The organism is Facklamia sp. 7083-14-GEN3 (genome assembly GCF_024742075.1).
GTDB lineage: Bacteria > Bacillota > Bacilli > Lactobacillales > Aerococcaceae > Facklamia.
The window spans coordinates 306,729-323,944 of the sequence record NZ_JANSGD010000001.1 but is presented as its reverse complement, the minus strand read 5'-3'; the positions used below and the strand labels follow the sequence as shown (position 1 = coordinate 323,944).

General features: G+C 34.7%; 16 protein-coding genes and 1 riboswitch. Of the genes, 3 read left to right on the top strand and 13 right to left on the bottom strand.

What is annotated here, in order from left to right; all coding sequences use genetic code 11:
• Positions 1 to 34: 34 nt before the first annotated feature.
• The gene (locus NW240_RS01510; protein ID WP_258435675.1) at positions 35 to 964 is read right to left on the bottom strand and encodes a diacylglycerol kinase family protein; all 930 of its coding nucleotides are present in this window, start codon (positions 962 to 964) and stop codon (positions 35 to 37) included.
• A gap of 100 nt (positions 965 to 1,064) precedes the next feature.
• Positions 1,065 to 1,162, top strand: a riboswitch (THF riboswitch).
• Positions 1,163 to 1,213: 51 nt separating this feature from the next.
• Here NW240_RS01510 and NW240_RS01505 point away from each other — a divergent pair.
• From NW240_RS01505 to NW240_RS01495, 3 genes are all read left to right on the top strand, one after another.
• The gene (locus NW240_RS01505; protein WP_258435674.1) at positions 1,214 to 1,771 is read left to right on the top strand and encodes a folate family ECF transporter S component; all 558 of its coding nucleotides are present in this window, start codon (positions 1,214 to 1,216) and stop codon (positions 1,769 to 1,771) included.
• A gap of 273 nt (positions 1,772 to 2,044) precedes the next feature.
• Complete coding sequence (locus tag NW240_RS01500) at positions 2,045 to 3,016, top strand: rhodanese-related sulfurtransferase (RefSeq protein ID WP_258435673.1); 972 nt, start codon at positions 2,045 to 2,047, stop codon at positions 3,014 to 3,016.
• Between the two features lie 26 nt (positions 3,017 to 3,042).
• Positions 3,043 to 6,138 (top strand): penicillin-binding protein, encoded by a 3,096-nt coding sequence (locus NW240_RS01495; RefSeq protein ID WP_258435672.1) that lies wholly within the window; start codon positions 3,043 to 3,045, stop codon positions 6,136 to 6,138.
• Positions 6,139 to 6,192: 54 nt separating this feature from the next.
• On the opposite strand, the gene ccpA is transcribed toward NW240_RS01495, so the two are convergent.
• The 12 genes from ccpA to ald form a co-directional block, all read right to left on the bottom strand.
• A complete protein-coding gene (ccpA, locus tag NW240_RS01490; RefSeq protein ID WP_258435671.1) occupies positions 6,193 to 7,197 on the bottom strand; it encodes a catabolite control protein A in 1,005 nt (334 codons plus the stop codon).
• A gap of 143 nt (positions 7,198 to 7,340) precedes the next feature.
• The gene (locus NW240_RS01485; protein ID WP_258435670.1) at positions 7,341 to 7,775 is read right to left on the bottom strand and encodes a YtxH domain-containing protein; all 435 of its coding nucleotides are present in this window, start codon (positions 7,773 to 7,775) and stop codon (positions 7,341 to 7,343) included.
• Between the two features lies 1 nt (position 7,776).
• On the bottom strand, positions 7,777 to 8,331 hold the full coding sequence (locus NW240_RS01480; protein ID WP_258435669.1) for a DUF948 domain-containing protein: 555 nt from the start codon (positions 8,329 to 8,331) through the stop codon (positions 7,777 to 7,779).
• Between the two features lie 82 nt (positions 8,332 to 8,413).
• A complete protein-coding gene (gene cbpB, locus NW240_RS01475; RefSeq protein ID WP_258435668.1) occupies positions 8,414 to 8,926 on the bottom strand; it encodes a cyclic-di-AMP-binding protein CbpB in 513 nt (170 codons plus the stop codon).
• A complete protein-coding gene (locus tag NW240_RS01470) occupies positions 8,923 to 9,450 on the bottom strand; it encodes a metallophosphoesterase (protein WP_258435667.1) in 528 nt (175 codons plus the stop codon). Before NW240_RS01470 ends, cbpB begins: the two co-directional genes overlap by 4 nt.
• 2 nt (positions 9,451 to 9,452) lie before the next feature.
• Positions 9,453 to 10,049: an XTP/dITP diphosphatase gene (locus NW240_RS01465; protein ID WP_258435665.1), complete on the bottom strand. Its 597-nt coding sequence runs from the start codon at positions 10,047 to 10,049 to the stop codon at positions 9,453 to 9,455.
• Positions 10,024 to 10,872, bottom strand: a complete 849-nt coding sequence (gene racE, locus NW240_RS01460) for a glutamate racemase (RefSeq protein WP_258435664.1) — start codon at positions 10,870 to 10,872, stop codon at positions 10,024 to 10,026. The genes NW240_RS01465 and racE overlap by 26 nt, the downstream gene beginning before the upstream one ends.
• Positions 10,873 to 11,015: 143 nt before the next feature.
• Positions 11,016 to 12,362, bottom strand: coding sequence for an ABC transporter permease (locus NW240_RS01455; protein ID WP_258435663.1), 1,347 nt, complete (start codon positions 12,360 to 12,362; stop codon positions 11,016 to 11,018).
• The gene (locus NW240_RS01450; RefSeq protein ID WP_258435661.1) at positions 12,355 to 13,263 is read right to left on the bottom strand and encodes an ABC transporter ATP-binding protein; all 909 of its coding nucleotides are present in this window, start codon (positions 13,261 to 13,263) and stop codon (positions 12,355 to 12,357) included. Before NW240_RS01450 ends, NW240_RS01455 begins: the two co-directional genes overlap by 8 nt.
• A gap of 28 nt (positions 13,264 to 13,291) precedes the next feature.
• Positions 13,292 to 15,040 (bottom strand): chloride channel protein, encoded by a 1,749-nt coding sequence (locus NW240_RS01445; RefSeq protein WP_258435659.1) that lies wholly within the window; start codon positions 15,038 to 15,040, stop codon positions 13,292 to 13,294.
• Between the two features lies 1 nt (position 15,041).
• Positions 15,042 to 15,935, bottom strand: coding sequence for a PfkB family carbohydrate kinase (locus tag NW240_RS01440; RefSeq protein WP_258435657.1), 894 nt, complete (start codon positions 15,933 to 15,935; stop codon positions 15,042 to 15,044).
• A 129-nt stretch (positions 15,936 to 16,064) separates the two neighbouring features.
• Positions 16,065 to 17,171, bottom strand: coding sequence for an alanine dehydrogenase (ald, locus tag NW240_RS01435; RefSeq protein WP_258435655.1), 1,107 nt, complete (start codon positions 17,169 to 17,171; stop codon positions 16,065 to 16,067).
• Positions 17,172 to 17,216: the final 45 nt, after the last annotated feature.

Here is a 17,216-nt window from a genome sequence, read left to right as displayed (position 1 = left end):
TAAATGATATTATACCACAATTTCCTATTTAACCCTAAAGCTTAGTCTTATTCTTTTTTGGTACCCAAACAGAAAGCGCCTGACCATGAATTTTTATATTTAAAGGTAAACTTGGACCTTCATCACCATCAATGTTTGCCTTTAATTCTCGTTCTTCATTCAAAGAGGCAATTTTAATAGCGAAAGATTTACCCGTTAATGACAAGATGGACTCATTATCTAAATCATGACGTGGAAGGCCTTTTTCTTCAATAAAAGTAGCTATGCTAGAAACAGCTAAAGAACCTTTAAAAGCATAAAGATGGCCTAATCCATCAAATAGATGATCTTGTGAAAGAAGGTTTTCCATTCCTCCCACACTAGAAGTGAGTGTCAATATTAAAAGATTCGTTTTAAGAAGATGAGATTCTTTCCCATCGACACTGATTGCTAAATCAAACTCATTTTCTTCGAACATCGCTTTGAAACCATCAAATAGGTAAGCTAATACTCCAATTTTGTTTTTTACTTTGGATTCAGTTTCGAATACGGCTGAAGGAATGGCCCCTAGAGCTAGAACATTCGCAAAGTATTGCTCATTGACTTGACCGATATCTAATTTTTTTAACTCTAATGATTGAAATTGTTTTATGGCTTCCTCTGGGTTTAAAGAAATTCCTAAAGACCTTGCTAAATCATTTACCGTCCCTAGAGGTAAAAAAGCAAAATGAGGCGGTTTTGAATTCTCCATCAAACCAAATATCACCTCATTAATAGTACCATCACCACCCAAACAAATAACCGTATCATATTCATCGGCCGAGGTGTTTTTAGCCCAATCAAATGCATCTTGAGGTTTTTGAGTTGTTCGATGATCGACTTGAGCATCATACGTATTAACTAACAAATCAGCTAGCTGTTCAGCATAAGCTGTAGCCTTTCCTTTACCTGAACCTGGATTAGCGATAATTAAAACTCTCTTCATATGGACCCTCCTTTTTACTATATTATAGCACAAGTAAAGCGAAATCGATTTCTCCCCTTTCAATTTCTTTAAAATTGCGTTACAATGATTCATATCATTAGACAGAGTAAAAGATAGAACGTCAAGTGTTGTTGGATGGGATGTGGCCAACAAACGAAAAGAATTTATTCTTGCGATACTATCTTTGCATTCGCTGCATTAATATTATTTGTAGCGCTCTCTTGTCAAAAAAAAAGGAGCGTATTTTTTATGCAAAAAACTGATTCTCGTCGCGTTAGTTCTTATGGTAATAAAGGGAAATTAACCACCCTTCAATTAACAACCATGGCTTTGTTGCTAGCTTTCCGTATCATGTTAGCCTATATTCCTGCATTTAGAGTAGGTGAAATTGCTCAAATTGGTGTTGGCTTCATCGGAACAGCTATTTCTAGTGCTATTATTGGTCCATGGTGGGCTATTGTTCTGTCGATGGCTAACGATATTATTACAGCTCTTCTAAATGGCTATAGCTTCTTCTTCGGTTATACTTTTAGTGCTGGTTTAGCGGGGTTCATTTACGGTTGGTTCTTATGGCGTAAAGAACATAATTGGAAAAACATCCTAATGGCAGTAGTTTTAGTAACCTTTATCGTAAATTTAGGATTTGGATCATTATGGATTAAAATGATGCAAGGTAAAGCTTGGGCAGCATTCATGCCAATTCGTATCGCCAAAAATGCCGTTTCGCTACCATTGAATACCATTATCCTAGTACTAATCTTAAAATTACCTGTTATGGATCGTTTAATCAAAAAATTCCAATTTTAAACTGAAAGTTAATAAACATTAAGTAAGTAACGCACTACTTACTATTTATGAATCACCTTATAAATTCAAACAAAAGTCAGAAGTTACAACTTCTGATTTTTTTATTATTGAAAATTTACTGAGCTAGATTTTATAAAAGTTGATTTGACCTAATTGTAATAGACTTATTTAACAATCAGATTAAAAATGGTAAAAACTTGTGACTTTTACTGGCTTTACGTATAATATAAAGATATGAAAATAAATGTAGCTTGCAACTACAGGAGGTTTATTATGGAAAAAAATTATCGCGTATTGTTATATTATAAATATCAAAAAATTGACGACCCTGAATTATTTGCCAAAGAGCATTTAGAGTTTTGTCGCCGCATTGGCCTAAAGGGGCGCGTTTTGGTTGGTGAAGAAGGAATTAATGGAACAGTTTCAGGTACCCTTGACCAAACGCAAAAATATATGGACTATGTTCATTCCTTAGAAGGCTTTGAAGATTTATGGTTCAAGCAAGATCCAGCGGACGATTATGCGCATAAAAAGATGTATGTAAGAACTCGCGAAGAAATTGTTGCTTTAAATTTAGATGAAGATATCGACCCTCATGAAATTACTGGACAATATCTATCCCCTAAAGAATTTAAAGACGCCCTACTTGATGAGGATACGGTTGTGCTTGACACTCGCAATGATTACGAATATGATTTAGGTCATTTTAAGGGGGCTGTCCGACCTGAAATTCGCAATTTCCGCGAACTTCCTGACTGGGTTAAAGAGAATAAAGAGAAATTTATGGACAAACGTGTAGTTGTCTATTGTACCGGTGGTATCCGCTGTGAAAAATTTTCAGGTTGGTTATTAAAAGAAGGTTTTAAAGACGTAGGACAATTACATGGTGGTATTGATACATATGGAAAAGATCCAGAAACAAAAGGTGAACTATGGGATGGTAAAATGTATGTCTTCGATGAAAGAATTGCTGTTCCAATTAACCAAGTAAATCCAACAGTAGTCGGAAAAGATTATTTTGATGGGACACCTTGTGAAAGATATGTTAATTGTGCCAACCCAGAATGTAATGAACAAATATTAGCTTCTGAAGCAAATGAAGATAAGTATTTACGCGGATGTAGTGAAGCTTGTCGACGCCATCCTCGTAACCGTTATGTGATTAAGCATAATCTTTCCACAGATGAATGGGAAGAAAGACTAAACGCAATAGGAGAAAGCTTAAATAAATCTCACTCTGCATAATTTAAGCCGATAAAGGGGATAATGAAATGACTAATAAAGAAAGCAAGAATCATCTGCCACCTTTGGAGGGTCATCACTCAAAAGATATCAAGCCTACTCTCAAACAAAGGCGGCAAAGATTAACTAATCAAAAATCTTCTAACTATATAAATAGCGAAGAAGCTCGGGCAAGAAGATTAAAAAGAATTAATGAACTTGAAAATGAAAGTTTAAATAATTTTGATAAAACTTCTTCTCATTCTAATAAGGATAAAAATCCGATAGTACCTATCCAGAATCAATCCATCAGATCGGAAAAAGAGCCTACTCTCAATAAAAATTCAAAAGGCTTAATAAAAGATTCCATTGAAAAAAATGATTCTGCCGATAAAACATTTCAAAATACTGAACCTCTTGGTGAGTTAAATCTTAAAAGGAAGTCTTTTGATGATTCCATCAATGATAAAGATACGGCCAATTCTAGTCCGAACGCTATGAAATCAAATAGACCCCCTCATCAAGAAGCTGAAGAAACACCAGAGAATGAAAATGATAAGTATTCATCGAATAAAAATTTTTTCCAATCTTATCTTGATAAACGGAGACAAAGAAAAAAAGAAGCACGTAGTCAACTTTCTTTGGAAGGTCTTGACTGGGCTTCTAAAGTTTCCTTGGTTATTTCTATTATTTTTAATGTGTTTAAGCGTCTGTTCGTCTATTTAGTTGTTGTTGGCCTGCTTTTTTGCTTTCTCTTCTCAGGAGTTGGATTAGGCTATTTTACTTCTTTAGTATCTGATACGACTCCACCAAGTAAACAGGAGATGGCTGAAGCTATTAATCAAGTTGAGCAACAATCCAGTCTATATTATAACTCTGGTGACATTATTGCTGACATAAGATCAGATGTAGTTAGATCTGTTGCCAATTTAGAAGATATTTCACCTTATATTCAAGATGGTTTAATTTCTATAGAAGACCAGGCCTTCTATGATCATATAGGAGTTAATCCAAAGTCAACATTGAGAGCAATTCTTCAAACACTCATTTCAGGATCAGGTACTGGAGGATCCACCTTAACTCAACAATTAGTTAAGCAACAATTATTGACAAATGATGTTACTTTCTTTAGAAAAGCTAATGAAATTCTATTGGCTTTAAGATTGGAAAAATACTTCACAAAAGATGAAATATTGAACGCCTATCTGAATGTGTCGCCTTTTGGACGCAATAATGAAGGAGACAATATTGCAGGAATTCGCGAAGCATCTGAAGGAATTTTTGGCAAAGAACCAGATGAAGTTAATTTACCTCAAGCTGCCTTTCTAGTCGGCTTACCACAAGATCCTTATACTTATACTCCTTATGATTTCAACAGTTCACTAAGAGAGGATTTTGAACCGGGTATCAATCGTATGAAAGCTGTTCTATTTAGTATGTATCGTAATAAGGCTATTACAAAAGAAGAATACGAAGCAGCTATTAATTATGATATTACCAAAGATTTTATTGAACCTGAAAATCGCCCAATCGAGCGTCAATCATACCTGTATCAAACAGTAATGAGTGAAACAATTAAAATATTAATGGAGATGAATATTACTGATGATGGAAATCAAATGAATGAAGTTTTAAAAGATATTGACTTATATAATCAGTATTATTCTGAAGCCGAAAATCAGCTACGTACCGGTGGTTATAAAGTTTATTCCACTATTGATAAAGCAATTTATGATCAGTTACAGGAAACAGCCAGGGAAAATGTAAACTCATTAGGTGTAAGCTATGACGGCGTTTATACAGATCCTAGCTCTGGTGAAGAAATTTATTATGTTGAAAACATACAAACAGGTGTTGTGGTTATTGAAAATACCAGTGGAAAAGTATTAGGATTTGTGGCAGGAACTGATTATGAAAATAATCAAATTGATCATGCATTTGCCACTCGTCGCTCTCCTGGTTCAACTATCAAACCACTGGCTGTCTATGCACCGGCAATTGAAAACAACCTCATTGCCCCTGCTACAATTATTCCTGATACGCCATTTGTAGAAACTTATCCCGACGGGACTGAATGGAAACCGACAAATTATGGAGAATCGATTTCTAATAAATTTATCTCTGCTAGAGAATCTTTGGCCAAGTCTCTTAACTTACCAACTATCCGAATTTATCAAGGATTAATACAGCAAAATGTCCCAGTTTATGATTACCTCAACTTAATGGGATTTAAAGAGGGATTAGCTTATGATGAAGAAGAGACATACAACCTTGCTTTTTCTATTGGTGGAGTAAACACAGGACCGACTGTTTTTGAACAAACGTCTGCTTTCTCAACTTTTGCTAATAATGGTTATTATATTCAAGGGCATATTATTAGTAAAATTGTTGATTCTTTTGGAAATACTGTATTTGAGCAAGAAGTAGAACCACAGAAAGTTTTTAGTGAAGATACAAATTACTTAATGGTAGATATTTTAAGAGATACCACTGAATTTGGTTCAGGACAATATGCCAAGTCCAATCTACAGGTACCAGGAGATTGGATTGCAAAATCTGGAACTAGTGAGAACGCTAAAGATTTGTGGTTTATTGCCTCGACACCTTCTATTACCATAGGTACTTGGGCAGGCTATGATTCACAATATAATGAATATTTCGTGAATCCTAATGATGGACTTGGAAATGAATCGGTTCGCTCGCAAGTATATTGGGCTAATATTGCCAATGCCTTGTTTAGAGTTCGTCCGGACATCTTTGGTTCTAATGAAGTCTTTGCACAACCTGCTTCTGTGGTTAGTCAAAACATTGTAGCAATTACAGGTACTTTACCTGGAAACATTACCTATAATAACCGAATTGCTAACTTAAATGGACCAATTAAGCAAGACCTCTTTAAAAATTCAAATCCTGCTGCTCCACTCTCTTATAATTTCATGTTTAATGCTAGTGACCAAGACACCGCACGTTTTTGGACTGCTTACATGAGATCAATTGAGGAAACGACGACATCAACTACCACTACAGAAGAAACAACTAATGAAGAAGATGAATCAAGTTCTGAAAACACCGATGAAAACGGTAACCTATTACCAACAGACCCAGAAAACAGTGAAACTGTGACTGAAGAAGTGTATTATGAATAAATTTGCTAAAATAAAAAAGCTATGAGTTTAAACTCATAGCTTTTTTATTGTTTTTTATTCACTAAGGGTTGATCCACGGTGTACTAATTTATGAGGTAGAATGATTTGACGCTGTTCGATGCCCTCATCATTCATGATTTTTGTTAACAAGCGCATTGCCACCGCTCCAACATCATATAAAGGATATTGTAAAGATGATAGTTGAGGACGGGAATATTTAGTCAGTACTGAGTTTTTGCTGGTAAGCACTTGGAAATCTTCAGGAACTTTAATATTTCTATCAGTAAGCGCATTTAAAATCGCTACTGCTAAGAAGTCTTTTGTTGCAATCACACCACTCGCCTTAGCGGCTAACAATTGGTCAACAATAATATCTCCTTCATCATCAGTAAAGTCACTTTGGATAATCAAATCTTCATCAACCGCAATATTGTGCTTTGCTAATGCTGATTTATAGCCAGGAATTCGATGCACGCGATTGACATAAAAGTTTTCAGAGTCGGTAATAATAGCTGGTCTTTTACCTCTTTGAAGTAAAAATTCAGTCATTTCTTCAATCGCTAAACGAATGTCAATTGAAACGGTATAGAGCTCAGGGTCTTCACTAACCATACCTGCTATAACAACAGGTGTTCTTGAAGTCTTAATTAATGACTTTAGTTCTTCACCAACATTGTAGCCCATATAGATAATACCATCTACTTGCTTAGCTAGAAGATTATTGAAAACATTAATTTCTTTGTCGACACTTTCATCGGCATTTGCTAAAATTATATCATATTTGTACATAGCAGCTATATCATCAATTCCACGTGCTAACGCAGAAAAGAAGATATTGGTAATGTTAGGAATAATGACTCCCACAGTGGTAGTTTTTTTACTTGCTAGGCCTCGCGCTACCGCGTTAGGTCTATAATCTAAACGCTCTATCACTTCTGAGACTTTTTTTCGTGTACTAGGTTTTACATTGGGATTACCATTTACAACTCGAGAGACAGTTGCCATCGATACGCCAGCTTCACGAGCTACATCATATATTGTAATTGTTTGTTTTTCCATGCCTACCCTTCTTTCAAAATTTTAATTTACTCTTTGTAATTTAACATAAGCAGACAGTAAGTGCAAGCGTTTTCTAGCTTTATTCTCAAGTTTTCACAGTTTTTTCACAAATTAAAACCTCCCTATTTAAGGGAGGTTTTAATTTATTTTAGAAGTTCGTCAGTTTTTTTCTCAACTTCTTTTTTCACGCCTTTTAATTCCTCTTTGGTATCAACTTCAATATCTTCAATCTTTGCACTCAAAATGTCCTTAGATTGACTGAGATCTTCTTTAACATGATCCCATTCTTTGCTTGCTTCTTTCTTTAGTTCTTCAGCAGAACGCTTAATTTGATCAGCTGAAGTCTTAAGATTTACACGGATATCTTCACCCGCATCAGAAGCTGCATCATACATCTCCACGCCTCTTTCTACAGCGTAGTCTGTATAATCATTGGCACGATCAATCCAATAATCTAATTCTTCATTTAAATCTTCACGCAATTCTCTACCTGATTTCGGAGCGTATAAAAGAGCCGCTGCTCCTCCAATAAGAGCGCCTAATAAAGCACCCGCTAAAAATCCATCATTATTTTTCATACTATTTTGCCTCCTTTAAATTAATTGAAATCTCACCAGCTGTTTTAGAAGGTTTTCCTTGAATGAAGGAATCTAAACTTCTATTTTCTTGCTTAACTGGAACTTTGGCCATGGTTTCAGACTTTTTAACTTGTGGCTTCACTTTGAGTCGATTAACCATTCTTGATGCTTTCTGAATGGAATCAATTGGTGATTTTTTCTTGTTCTTCTTAAGCATATTTGAAACAAAATTTGATGTCATCTCTTTTGTCGAGTCATTTAATTCTGAGACTGATGTTCCGACATCACCGATGGCAGTAAACAATGGATCAGTTTTTCCTAACTTACCATTTAAATCATCTACAAGCGTATTTGATTTATTAAGTAAACCCTCCACCTCAATTGATAGATGATCAACATCTTTAGTTACAACATCAATGGTATTATTTAACTTACTCACCGTTTCCTTAAGATTCGTTAGAATATCTCCAATTTTAATCAAGGTCATTGATAAGAATACAACAAGAATTGCAAAGGCTAAAGCTGCAATCATGGCTGCAATTTGACCAATTGTCATATATTATCCTCCTTTGCTAAATTATTATCTTAAATATAGCATGAAAGCGTATTTAACTCAAAGATAAGGGCTTAAAAGCGGCCTATTTATTTATTATTTTTTTCTCACGGCTTTGTTGATAGTTTGAAACCCTTAACTCTTTTAAACTGGTACGATGTAAGAACGCATTTATTCGCTTTAAAATCATATTCCGAGTAATAATACCAATGAATTTTTTTTCAACATGGTTTTCTACCACACATAAAAAATTATTATCGACCAATTTATGCAAAATTGATTCTAACTTTTCATTCATCGTTATAAATTCCGGTTTCCTTAAATCTAAATGTTTTATCAGTTTGTTATTTAAGTTGTCAAGATCAATATCTTCTAAAGTTATAGCTTCTTTAACGATCATATTAATACTTACCAAACCAACTATTTGACCATGTTGGTTAACTACTGGAATCATGGAATAGTCAACTTGATTAAGTACTAGTAAGCCATGGATTAATGAATTAAAGTCATAAAGATAGGCTACATTATCAGCTGGGATAATAACTTCCTTAAGATTTTCAACAATATGTTTTGATAAGTTAGGATCTATCAAGATCAATCAGCTCCATCTAATTTAAAATAATAAGACAAGTCTTCTAACTGAATTGCATGTGGATTGTAATAATCAACCTTAATAAATTCATTGGAAATTTCAACAATAGCAAATGTTTTTTCTTGAATTTCACCCCTTGCTTGGGCTATAGAACCAGGGTTCATAAATAATACTCCTCGCTTCATTTCAGCATATAGGCGATGTGTATGGCCGTGGAAAACATATTTGGCATTCTTTTGTAAAGCTAATTCTAAAAGATTGATATTTCCTTGATTTACTTGATACAAATGACCATGAGTAACCAAAATTTTGCCCATAGGGGTCGATAGAATTTCACTAGTTGGATAGCCTGGAGAAAAATCCATATTCCCTGCTACTTTAACATCGACAGATTGCCATATAGGATCATCAAATGAAAATTCTGAATCACCACAATGAATAATGTAATCGACTTTATCTCTAAACTGCTGAATGATGTTTTTTACAATAGAATAATTTCCATGATTGTCACTTAAAACTAACAATTTCATCCCTATCCCTCCAACCAATCATTTAATTTTTCTTTCAACTTCTCCACTGCTTGGCCTCTGTGAGAAATTTGGTTCTTACGTTCCGCAGAGATTTGCGCAAAGGTTTGTTGATCTGCAGGGTAATAAAAAAGTGAATCATAGCCAAAACCGCCTTCACCAATAGGTTCTTTAGTGATAATTCCTTCTACATTTCCTTCAACCACTAATGAATCCTTTTGAGGACTTGCTAACACAATAACGGTTGTGAAATAAGCTTTACGTTGATCGCCATCCAATCCTTTTAATTTTTCTAAAAGTTTCAGACGATTCTTTTCATCATCTTTTTCTTCTCCAGCATAACGAGCTGAATATACACCTGGTTCATTATTCAAGATTGGGACACATAGTCCAGAATCATCAGACAAAGCTAAACAATTCATTTCTTTAGCAATCGTTTCGGCTTTTAAACGTGCATTCTCTTCAAAGGTTGTTCCTGTTTCTTCAATTTCTGGGATTTCTGGAAAATCGAGTAAAGACTGAACTTGTAAATCAAAAGATTCAAAAAGCGATTTAAACTCAGCTATTTTTCCTGGATTATGACTTGCTATAATCAGTTTCATAAATTACTTCTCCTTTTATCTCGCATTTTCTAATATCTAGATTTTCTATTCCTAACCAGTCACTTGCCATTCGATCAAAATGATCAATATCACCTGTTGTGTAAAAAGTTTGAGTGGGAGGTTGGATAGAGGCATCATTTGCAGTTCTACTCAGATTAAAATAATCCAATAGCATGCTGACATCATTAATTGTTTCAACCCCTGAATCAATCAAATGAACATTAGGACCCACTACTTCTTGAATTAAATCGCGCATGAGCGGATAGTGCGTGCAACCAAGAACTAGTGTATCAATTCTTTCTTCTAATATCGGAGACAACTCTTTAGAAACTTTATCTTTAGCTTGACTATTATGTATCTGACCCTTTTCTACCATGTCAACAAAAGAAGGACATGCTAAGCCCTTAACGATGACATCATTTGTTTTATTGATAATAGTTTTTTCGTAAATTTGACTCTGAATGGTCCCGACAGTTCCAATAACACCTATTTTATTATTAGTAGTTTGGATAATGGCAGCCCGACTACCGGGAGCTATAACACCTACAACTGGTATGGGTAGTGTTTCTTTTAGATCTTCTAAAGCAGCAGCAGTCCCAGTGTTGCAAGCGATTACAAGCATTTTTATACCTTTTTCACGCAAAAAGTTACTTAATTGCCAGATATATTTTTTTACTTCAGTTAAAGGTCTTGGTCCATATGGACAACGAGCATTATCACCAATAAAAAGGATCGATTCATTAGGAAGTTGCTTTAAACTTTGCTTAACAACTGTTAAGCCTCCAAATCCTGAATCAATAAAACCAATAGGTAATTCTTTCATAAAAATCTCCTCACTTCACAACTATTATTTTAACATATCCTTGAAGAAAAAGAATGAATGTGAGCCTTCGAATTTTTCTAATAAAATAACTAAAGTCTACATCAATCAGTATTGCTGATTGATGTAGACTTTATATATCTAATTTATTTAGCTGATTTTCTCTCGTTTTTCCAAATAGCAATTGATTGCTTAAATGTACCAATCAAACCTTTTTCACTATAAACTAAAACATTTGATTTATAGAACATAATTGATAGCCAAACAGATAAAGCTAAGAAAATAATAGCAGTTATAACCGATAACCATATCTCGCTTGTGGCAACCGTATCATTAGCTAAACGGAAAGGCATAATGAAAGGCGTAAATAAGGGGAAGTAAGACCCTAAGCGAACAATAGCTGAGTTAGGTGACTGCATACCATATAAGGCAATATAAAAGCCGGCTATTGCTAATAAGGTGATAGGGGTAATCATTTTATTGACATCTTCCGTCTTAGAAACCAAGGAACCTAAGAAGGCAGCAAGAATTGAGTAAATTGCAATTCCAATGACAGCGAACAAAATCCCATATAGTATGACTGGTTTTGCTTGTGCAATGTAATCGCTGATTATACTAGGATCAAAACTTTCACTCATGGCTTGTGAACCAGCTTGAATAGTTTCCATACTCTCAGATGAGTTTACAAAAAACTGTGCTAACAATAAGCCAGATACATAAGAAATAATAACTCCTATTATACCATATATAACTAGTTGAGTGAGAATCACCAAGCCTACTCCAATCAACTTGCCTAAGAAATGCTGGGTAGCTGAAATGCTCGATAATATAATTTCCATAATTTTAGATCCCTTTTCTGCCGCAATTTCTTGAGAAACAATGGATACGTAATTCATAATGAACATGAAGACTACAAAACACACTACATAAGCAACCCCAATTTTAGCCGCTGTTACTGGATCATTTTCCGAAACTTCTGTGACGTCACCGTCGTCGTTAGATTTTATTCGAATGGTTTCAATATCTACAGCACTATCTTTTAATTGGTTGACTTCTTCTTGATTTAAATTAAATGCTTCTGCTTGTTTTTGAATACGATATTCTGAAAGTACTTCCTCTATGGAATAAGTTGCAATGTTCTTACCAGAATTATGACGATAAAACTTAGCGTTAACCTCTGCATTTTCTCCTTGAATTACTAAGTATCCATCAATTTCTTCAGAAAATAATGCTTCTTCAGCTTGCTTTTCATTTAAATCGAATTGGTAATTATTCTCATCTTCAATTGCAGCAATCAATTGATTAACTTCTGTATTTTCTGAAACAATACCGACATTACCGACGGATGAACTAGACTGATCAAGGTATATGAAATAACCAATTGCTAAAATAACTAATCCCATTACAATAGGTCCAGCTATCATCCAGAAAAAGGCCCAAGACTTTACGTTTTTTCGATAAACTTCTTTTGCTACAAGCCACATCTTATTCATGAATTCGGTCACCTACTTTCAACTTAAATATTTCTTCTAAGGTTGGAGGTTGCTGAGAGAACATCGGAATAAACTGTCCTTGAGTGATTGTTTGGAAGATGCTAGGACCGAATGATTCCTCTTTTAAATTTAAAGTATAATGATTAGGACTAGTACGTACTACTGAGTCTACTCCTTCAATCTCTGACAAACTAGCTTCATTCCATTTATCACTTTCAATATATATGCGAATACGTCCGAATTGATCTCTTACTTCATTAATTGAACCATATAGAACTTGTTCTCCATTGAGAATCATGGCCAATTTATCACATATTTGTGAAACATTCTCCATATTATGACTAGAAAAAATAATACTCGAGCCGCCTTCTTTTAATTCTAAAATACCTTGTTTTAATAGATCGGCATTTACTGGATCTAAACCTGAAAATGGCTCGTCTAAAATGACCAACTTTGGTCGATGAATCAATGTTGCAATTAATTGAATTTTTTGTTGGTTTCCCTTGGAAAGCGTATTAATTTTATCCTTCCGTTTACCTTTTACTGCAAATTTTTCCATCCATTCATCGATTTGACTATCAATATCATGATATTTCATTCCTCTGAGGCTAGCGAAATAGATGATTTGCTGTTCGATTGTCATCTTTTCATAAAGACCGCGTTCCTCTGGCAAATAGCCTACTAAATTATAGATTTGTTTATTAATCGGTTGATGATTCCAAGTAATCTGTCCACCTGGTTCAGGATTCAAAAAATCCAAAATCATTCGAAAAACAGTTGTTTTTCCAGAACCGTTAGGGCCAATGAAGCCCATGATTGAACCGGGTTCAATATCAAAAGAAACATTATCGACTGCTTGAAAGTCACCAAATTTCTTCGATAGATTTTTTACCTCTAACATTTTATCCCCTCCTTAACTTATTTTATCTTTATTCCACATTGTCTAGCAGAGGATCTGTTTCCTCACTTGTTTGAATCACTTCTTCTTGAGCCGCTTTATCCCCAAATATTTCCGTCAAATCGACTGAATGAATATTTGATAAATTATCTAATTTAAGTGTGACTGTTTGTCCTTCTTCTACAAAAGGTAAGTAATCATTTAATTTTGCAGGGACTTGATAAACATTACCATCAAGCATGAAATAATAGAAAGTTTCCCCTTCTTTTATGACCGCTTGGATTTTCTCCACTTGTCCGGTCACTTTTTCAAGTGTATCTTCATTGATTGCCTCTAAAACCACGGGATTATCTTCCCCATACTTCTGAATAAGCTGAGTCATATTACTAGCAATGTAGACTTTCTGATAATCTTGAACATCTACTAAACTATAATTCTTAATAAGACCGGAAGAGTCTTTTAATGTCAGAATATACATAGGATTGCCTTGTAAGTTAATTAAAAGAGGAAATGTTGCAATATATCCTTTTTCTTGAACAGATCCTTCAGCTGAAGCCATAGCAGAAAACTCTTCAGCAGCTGATAAGTTATACATTGTGGCTTCTTTAGTTCTTAGATTGACTAATACAAAGCCAATATTTGATTCATCAGAGACAACTGATGTGATACCAGTATAAAGATAAATATCATCATTCATTGGCAAATAATTATAACCCTTAGAGGTTTCTGTCACGCCTTCTTTGGCAAAAACTGAGTTCCAAAAACCATTTTTGAACTTACCATTTTGGTCTAACTGATGCATGATTAAGTCAGCAGAATACACTCGATCTACCCAAGAAGGGATTTCGTCCATGGAATATTTTTGATGCTCTCCTGTCATAGCATTAACAACAATTAAACCATTTGGTTCTGGTTCGTTCAGGAAAAAGTTTCGTCCATAACTAGTAGCTATATAATAAGGATTTCCTTCATCATCTATCTCAAAGTCAGGACTTTCGAAAATACTGAATGGATAATTGAATCTTAAATGTCTTGAAATATTACGACCAAAATGATCGGAGTATGAGTACCTAATCGGCTTTTCAGGTGTTTTTACCTCTACTTTGCCGGTAACATTATCTACTTGCAAATAATGTGGAATGCCTTCTGAAAAATTATTTAACCATTTGAAAAGTCCTGCATACTTTAAAGGGGTCACCCGATAGGGTTCTGCTTCTATATTTATTTGAGTATATTCATCGGACACTTCAAACTGAGAAACAAGCTCAGTTAATGCTCCAAGATAGCGATTTCCAAGACGCACTGCTGTATCACGGTCCACCAGTGGAACATTATCTATGTTAACCTCAGGAAAAGTTGTTTCGAAGTCTTTATTTATTGGTGTAATCATTTGGCCATAATCTTTAGCCATGAAGAAAGGAGAGAAAATAAACTTACCAACTAATCCCACTAACAAGACGATTATAATTGGCCAATAGAATAAGCGATATTTCTTCGGCAATTTGCCAAATTTAATCTCGGTTACTTGATTGGGATTATTCTTGATTTGCTTAAACCACTGATTAGAGTCTTTAATCAATTCAATAGCGAAAATACCAGCTATAATTAATAAAAGGAAAAACCAAGTTTGATATGAAGCATAATGGATAGGTGGTAATGTTAAATAATAATAAACGAAAATAGCCAGTGCTAAGATTAGATACAAAAAGTTTGGATTAAATTTACGCTTAGTATCTTTCTTATTAATTGCATCTTCAGGCGTGACATCTTTAATGATCATTTTAAAACCTACTTTCTTTTTTCTGAGTAAAATAACTAGAGATTTCTTTTATAAAAGGCTCAAAATGAATGGGACCTACGTTACTTTCATTTTGACTGATAGAAAACGGAATCATTTTTTCAATAATGTCTGCTGTAAGTCTCACTGAATCTTTCAAGCTGTCACCGGCTATTCGACTGGCAGTAATAATTGAAGCAACAGTATCCCCAGTTCCAAATACATAACCCTCAAAATACTCGTGAACCACAAGCCCTTTTTCACCCGATTGGCTGGCATAATAGAAGCCTAATCGATTATTATTATTCCGATCATCTTTAGCTCCTGTAATAATGACATTATTGCATCCTAAGGCTAATAAGTCTTCAGCAATTTCAGCAATCTCTTCCAGCTTGAAATCCTCTTTATAGTCTCGTCCTAAAATCAAACACGCTTCTGTTAGATTGGGCATGATTAATTCTACATGCGGTATGAGTTCACGGAGATGATGAGCGACGTCTTGATCAAAACCGGCATAAAACTGACCATGGTCCCCCATAATCGGATCCATAAATAAAGCAATGTTAGGATTTATTTCTTTTTCTTTTAAAAGATAGTCTTTTAAATCGTCTATCTGTTTAGTATCGGCAAAGTAACCAGTTAAAATCGCATCAAAATGATAGTCCACTTCCTGCCAATGTTGAAGTATTTCATGGAAAGCATTTCCCATTGGATAACGAACTAAATTCCCTTGTTCTCCGGCATGGGAAGACAGGATTAAAGTTGGCAAAATGGCAGCTTCTAATTGAGCTGCTGCTAAAACTGGCAAATTAATTGAACCCGCTACTCTTCCAGCACCAGGAATATCATTAACAACTAAGATAGTATTCGAATAATTATTGCTATTTAGTGAAAACATAAGAACCCCCTACAATTATATAATCATAGTACCTCTTTTAGTAAAATAAATAAAGACAATTACTAGATATTTATCTGCAAAAAAAGAAGCAGAGATACAATCTCTGCTAAATCCTAACCATTAATATTTTTATAAAAGATTCTGAATATCAAAGTATTCTTTATCTTGAGACTCTGCCACTGCAATTGAAGTTAAATGACCTAAATAAGTATTAATTCCCAATAATATGGCGTCATTTTGTTTTGCGGCTTCTTTAATACCCAAATTAGCAATTGTTTTTGCATATTGTAAAGTTGCATTTGTTAGAGCGATGGTTGAAGTTCTTGGGACAGCTCCTGGAATATTAGCCACTGCATAGTGAATAATATCGTGCTTAAGAAAAGTCGGTTCCTTATGAGTAGTTGGTTTAGTTGTCTCGAAGTTTCCTCCTTGGTCAACTGCAATATCAATTAAAACAGAACCAGGTCTCATTTCTTGAATGGTTTCTTCTTTAACCAGTACAGGTGCTCGTCGTCCTGCTAATAGGACTGATCCAACTACTACGTCTGAATCGATCACTGCCTTATGAATGTTTGTTTCATTCGACATCAAAGTTTGTACACCATTACCGAGAATATTTTCAATCTCAGCCAAACGCTGCGGATCAATATCAAGAATAGTCACATTTGCACCTAATCCGTATGCTAATTTAGCAGTATTAAAACCGACAACTCCTCCACCAATCACTGTCACATTGGCACGACGAACACCTGGTACACCTCCAAATAAAATACCAGGACCACCGTGATTCTTTTCTAACAAACGCGCTCCAATTTGAACAGCCATTCGCCCAGCTACTTCAGACATAGGAGTTAATAAAGGAAGTGTTCCTTTATCAGCAACCGTTTCATATGCTACTCCAATGACACCTTTGTCGAGCAAAGCTTGTGTTAATTCTAATTCAGGAGCAAGATGTAAATAGGTAAATAGAATAAGTCCTTCATAAAAATAGTCATATTCCTCTTTAACAGGCTCTTTCACTTTTATAACCATTTCTGCTTTCCAAACTTCTGCTGCTGTTTCAACAATACTTGCTCCAGCATCGATATATTCTTGATCAGTAAACCCTGAACCCAATCCAGCCTCTTTTTCAACAACTACTTCATTACTAGCTGAAACAAGTTCTTTAACATTATTAGGGGTGAGTCCCACACGGTCTTCATTCGCTTTTAGTTCTCTAGGCACTCCAATTTTCATAAATAAATCCCTCCTTTATTTTTTTATTATAACATATTCGATTTT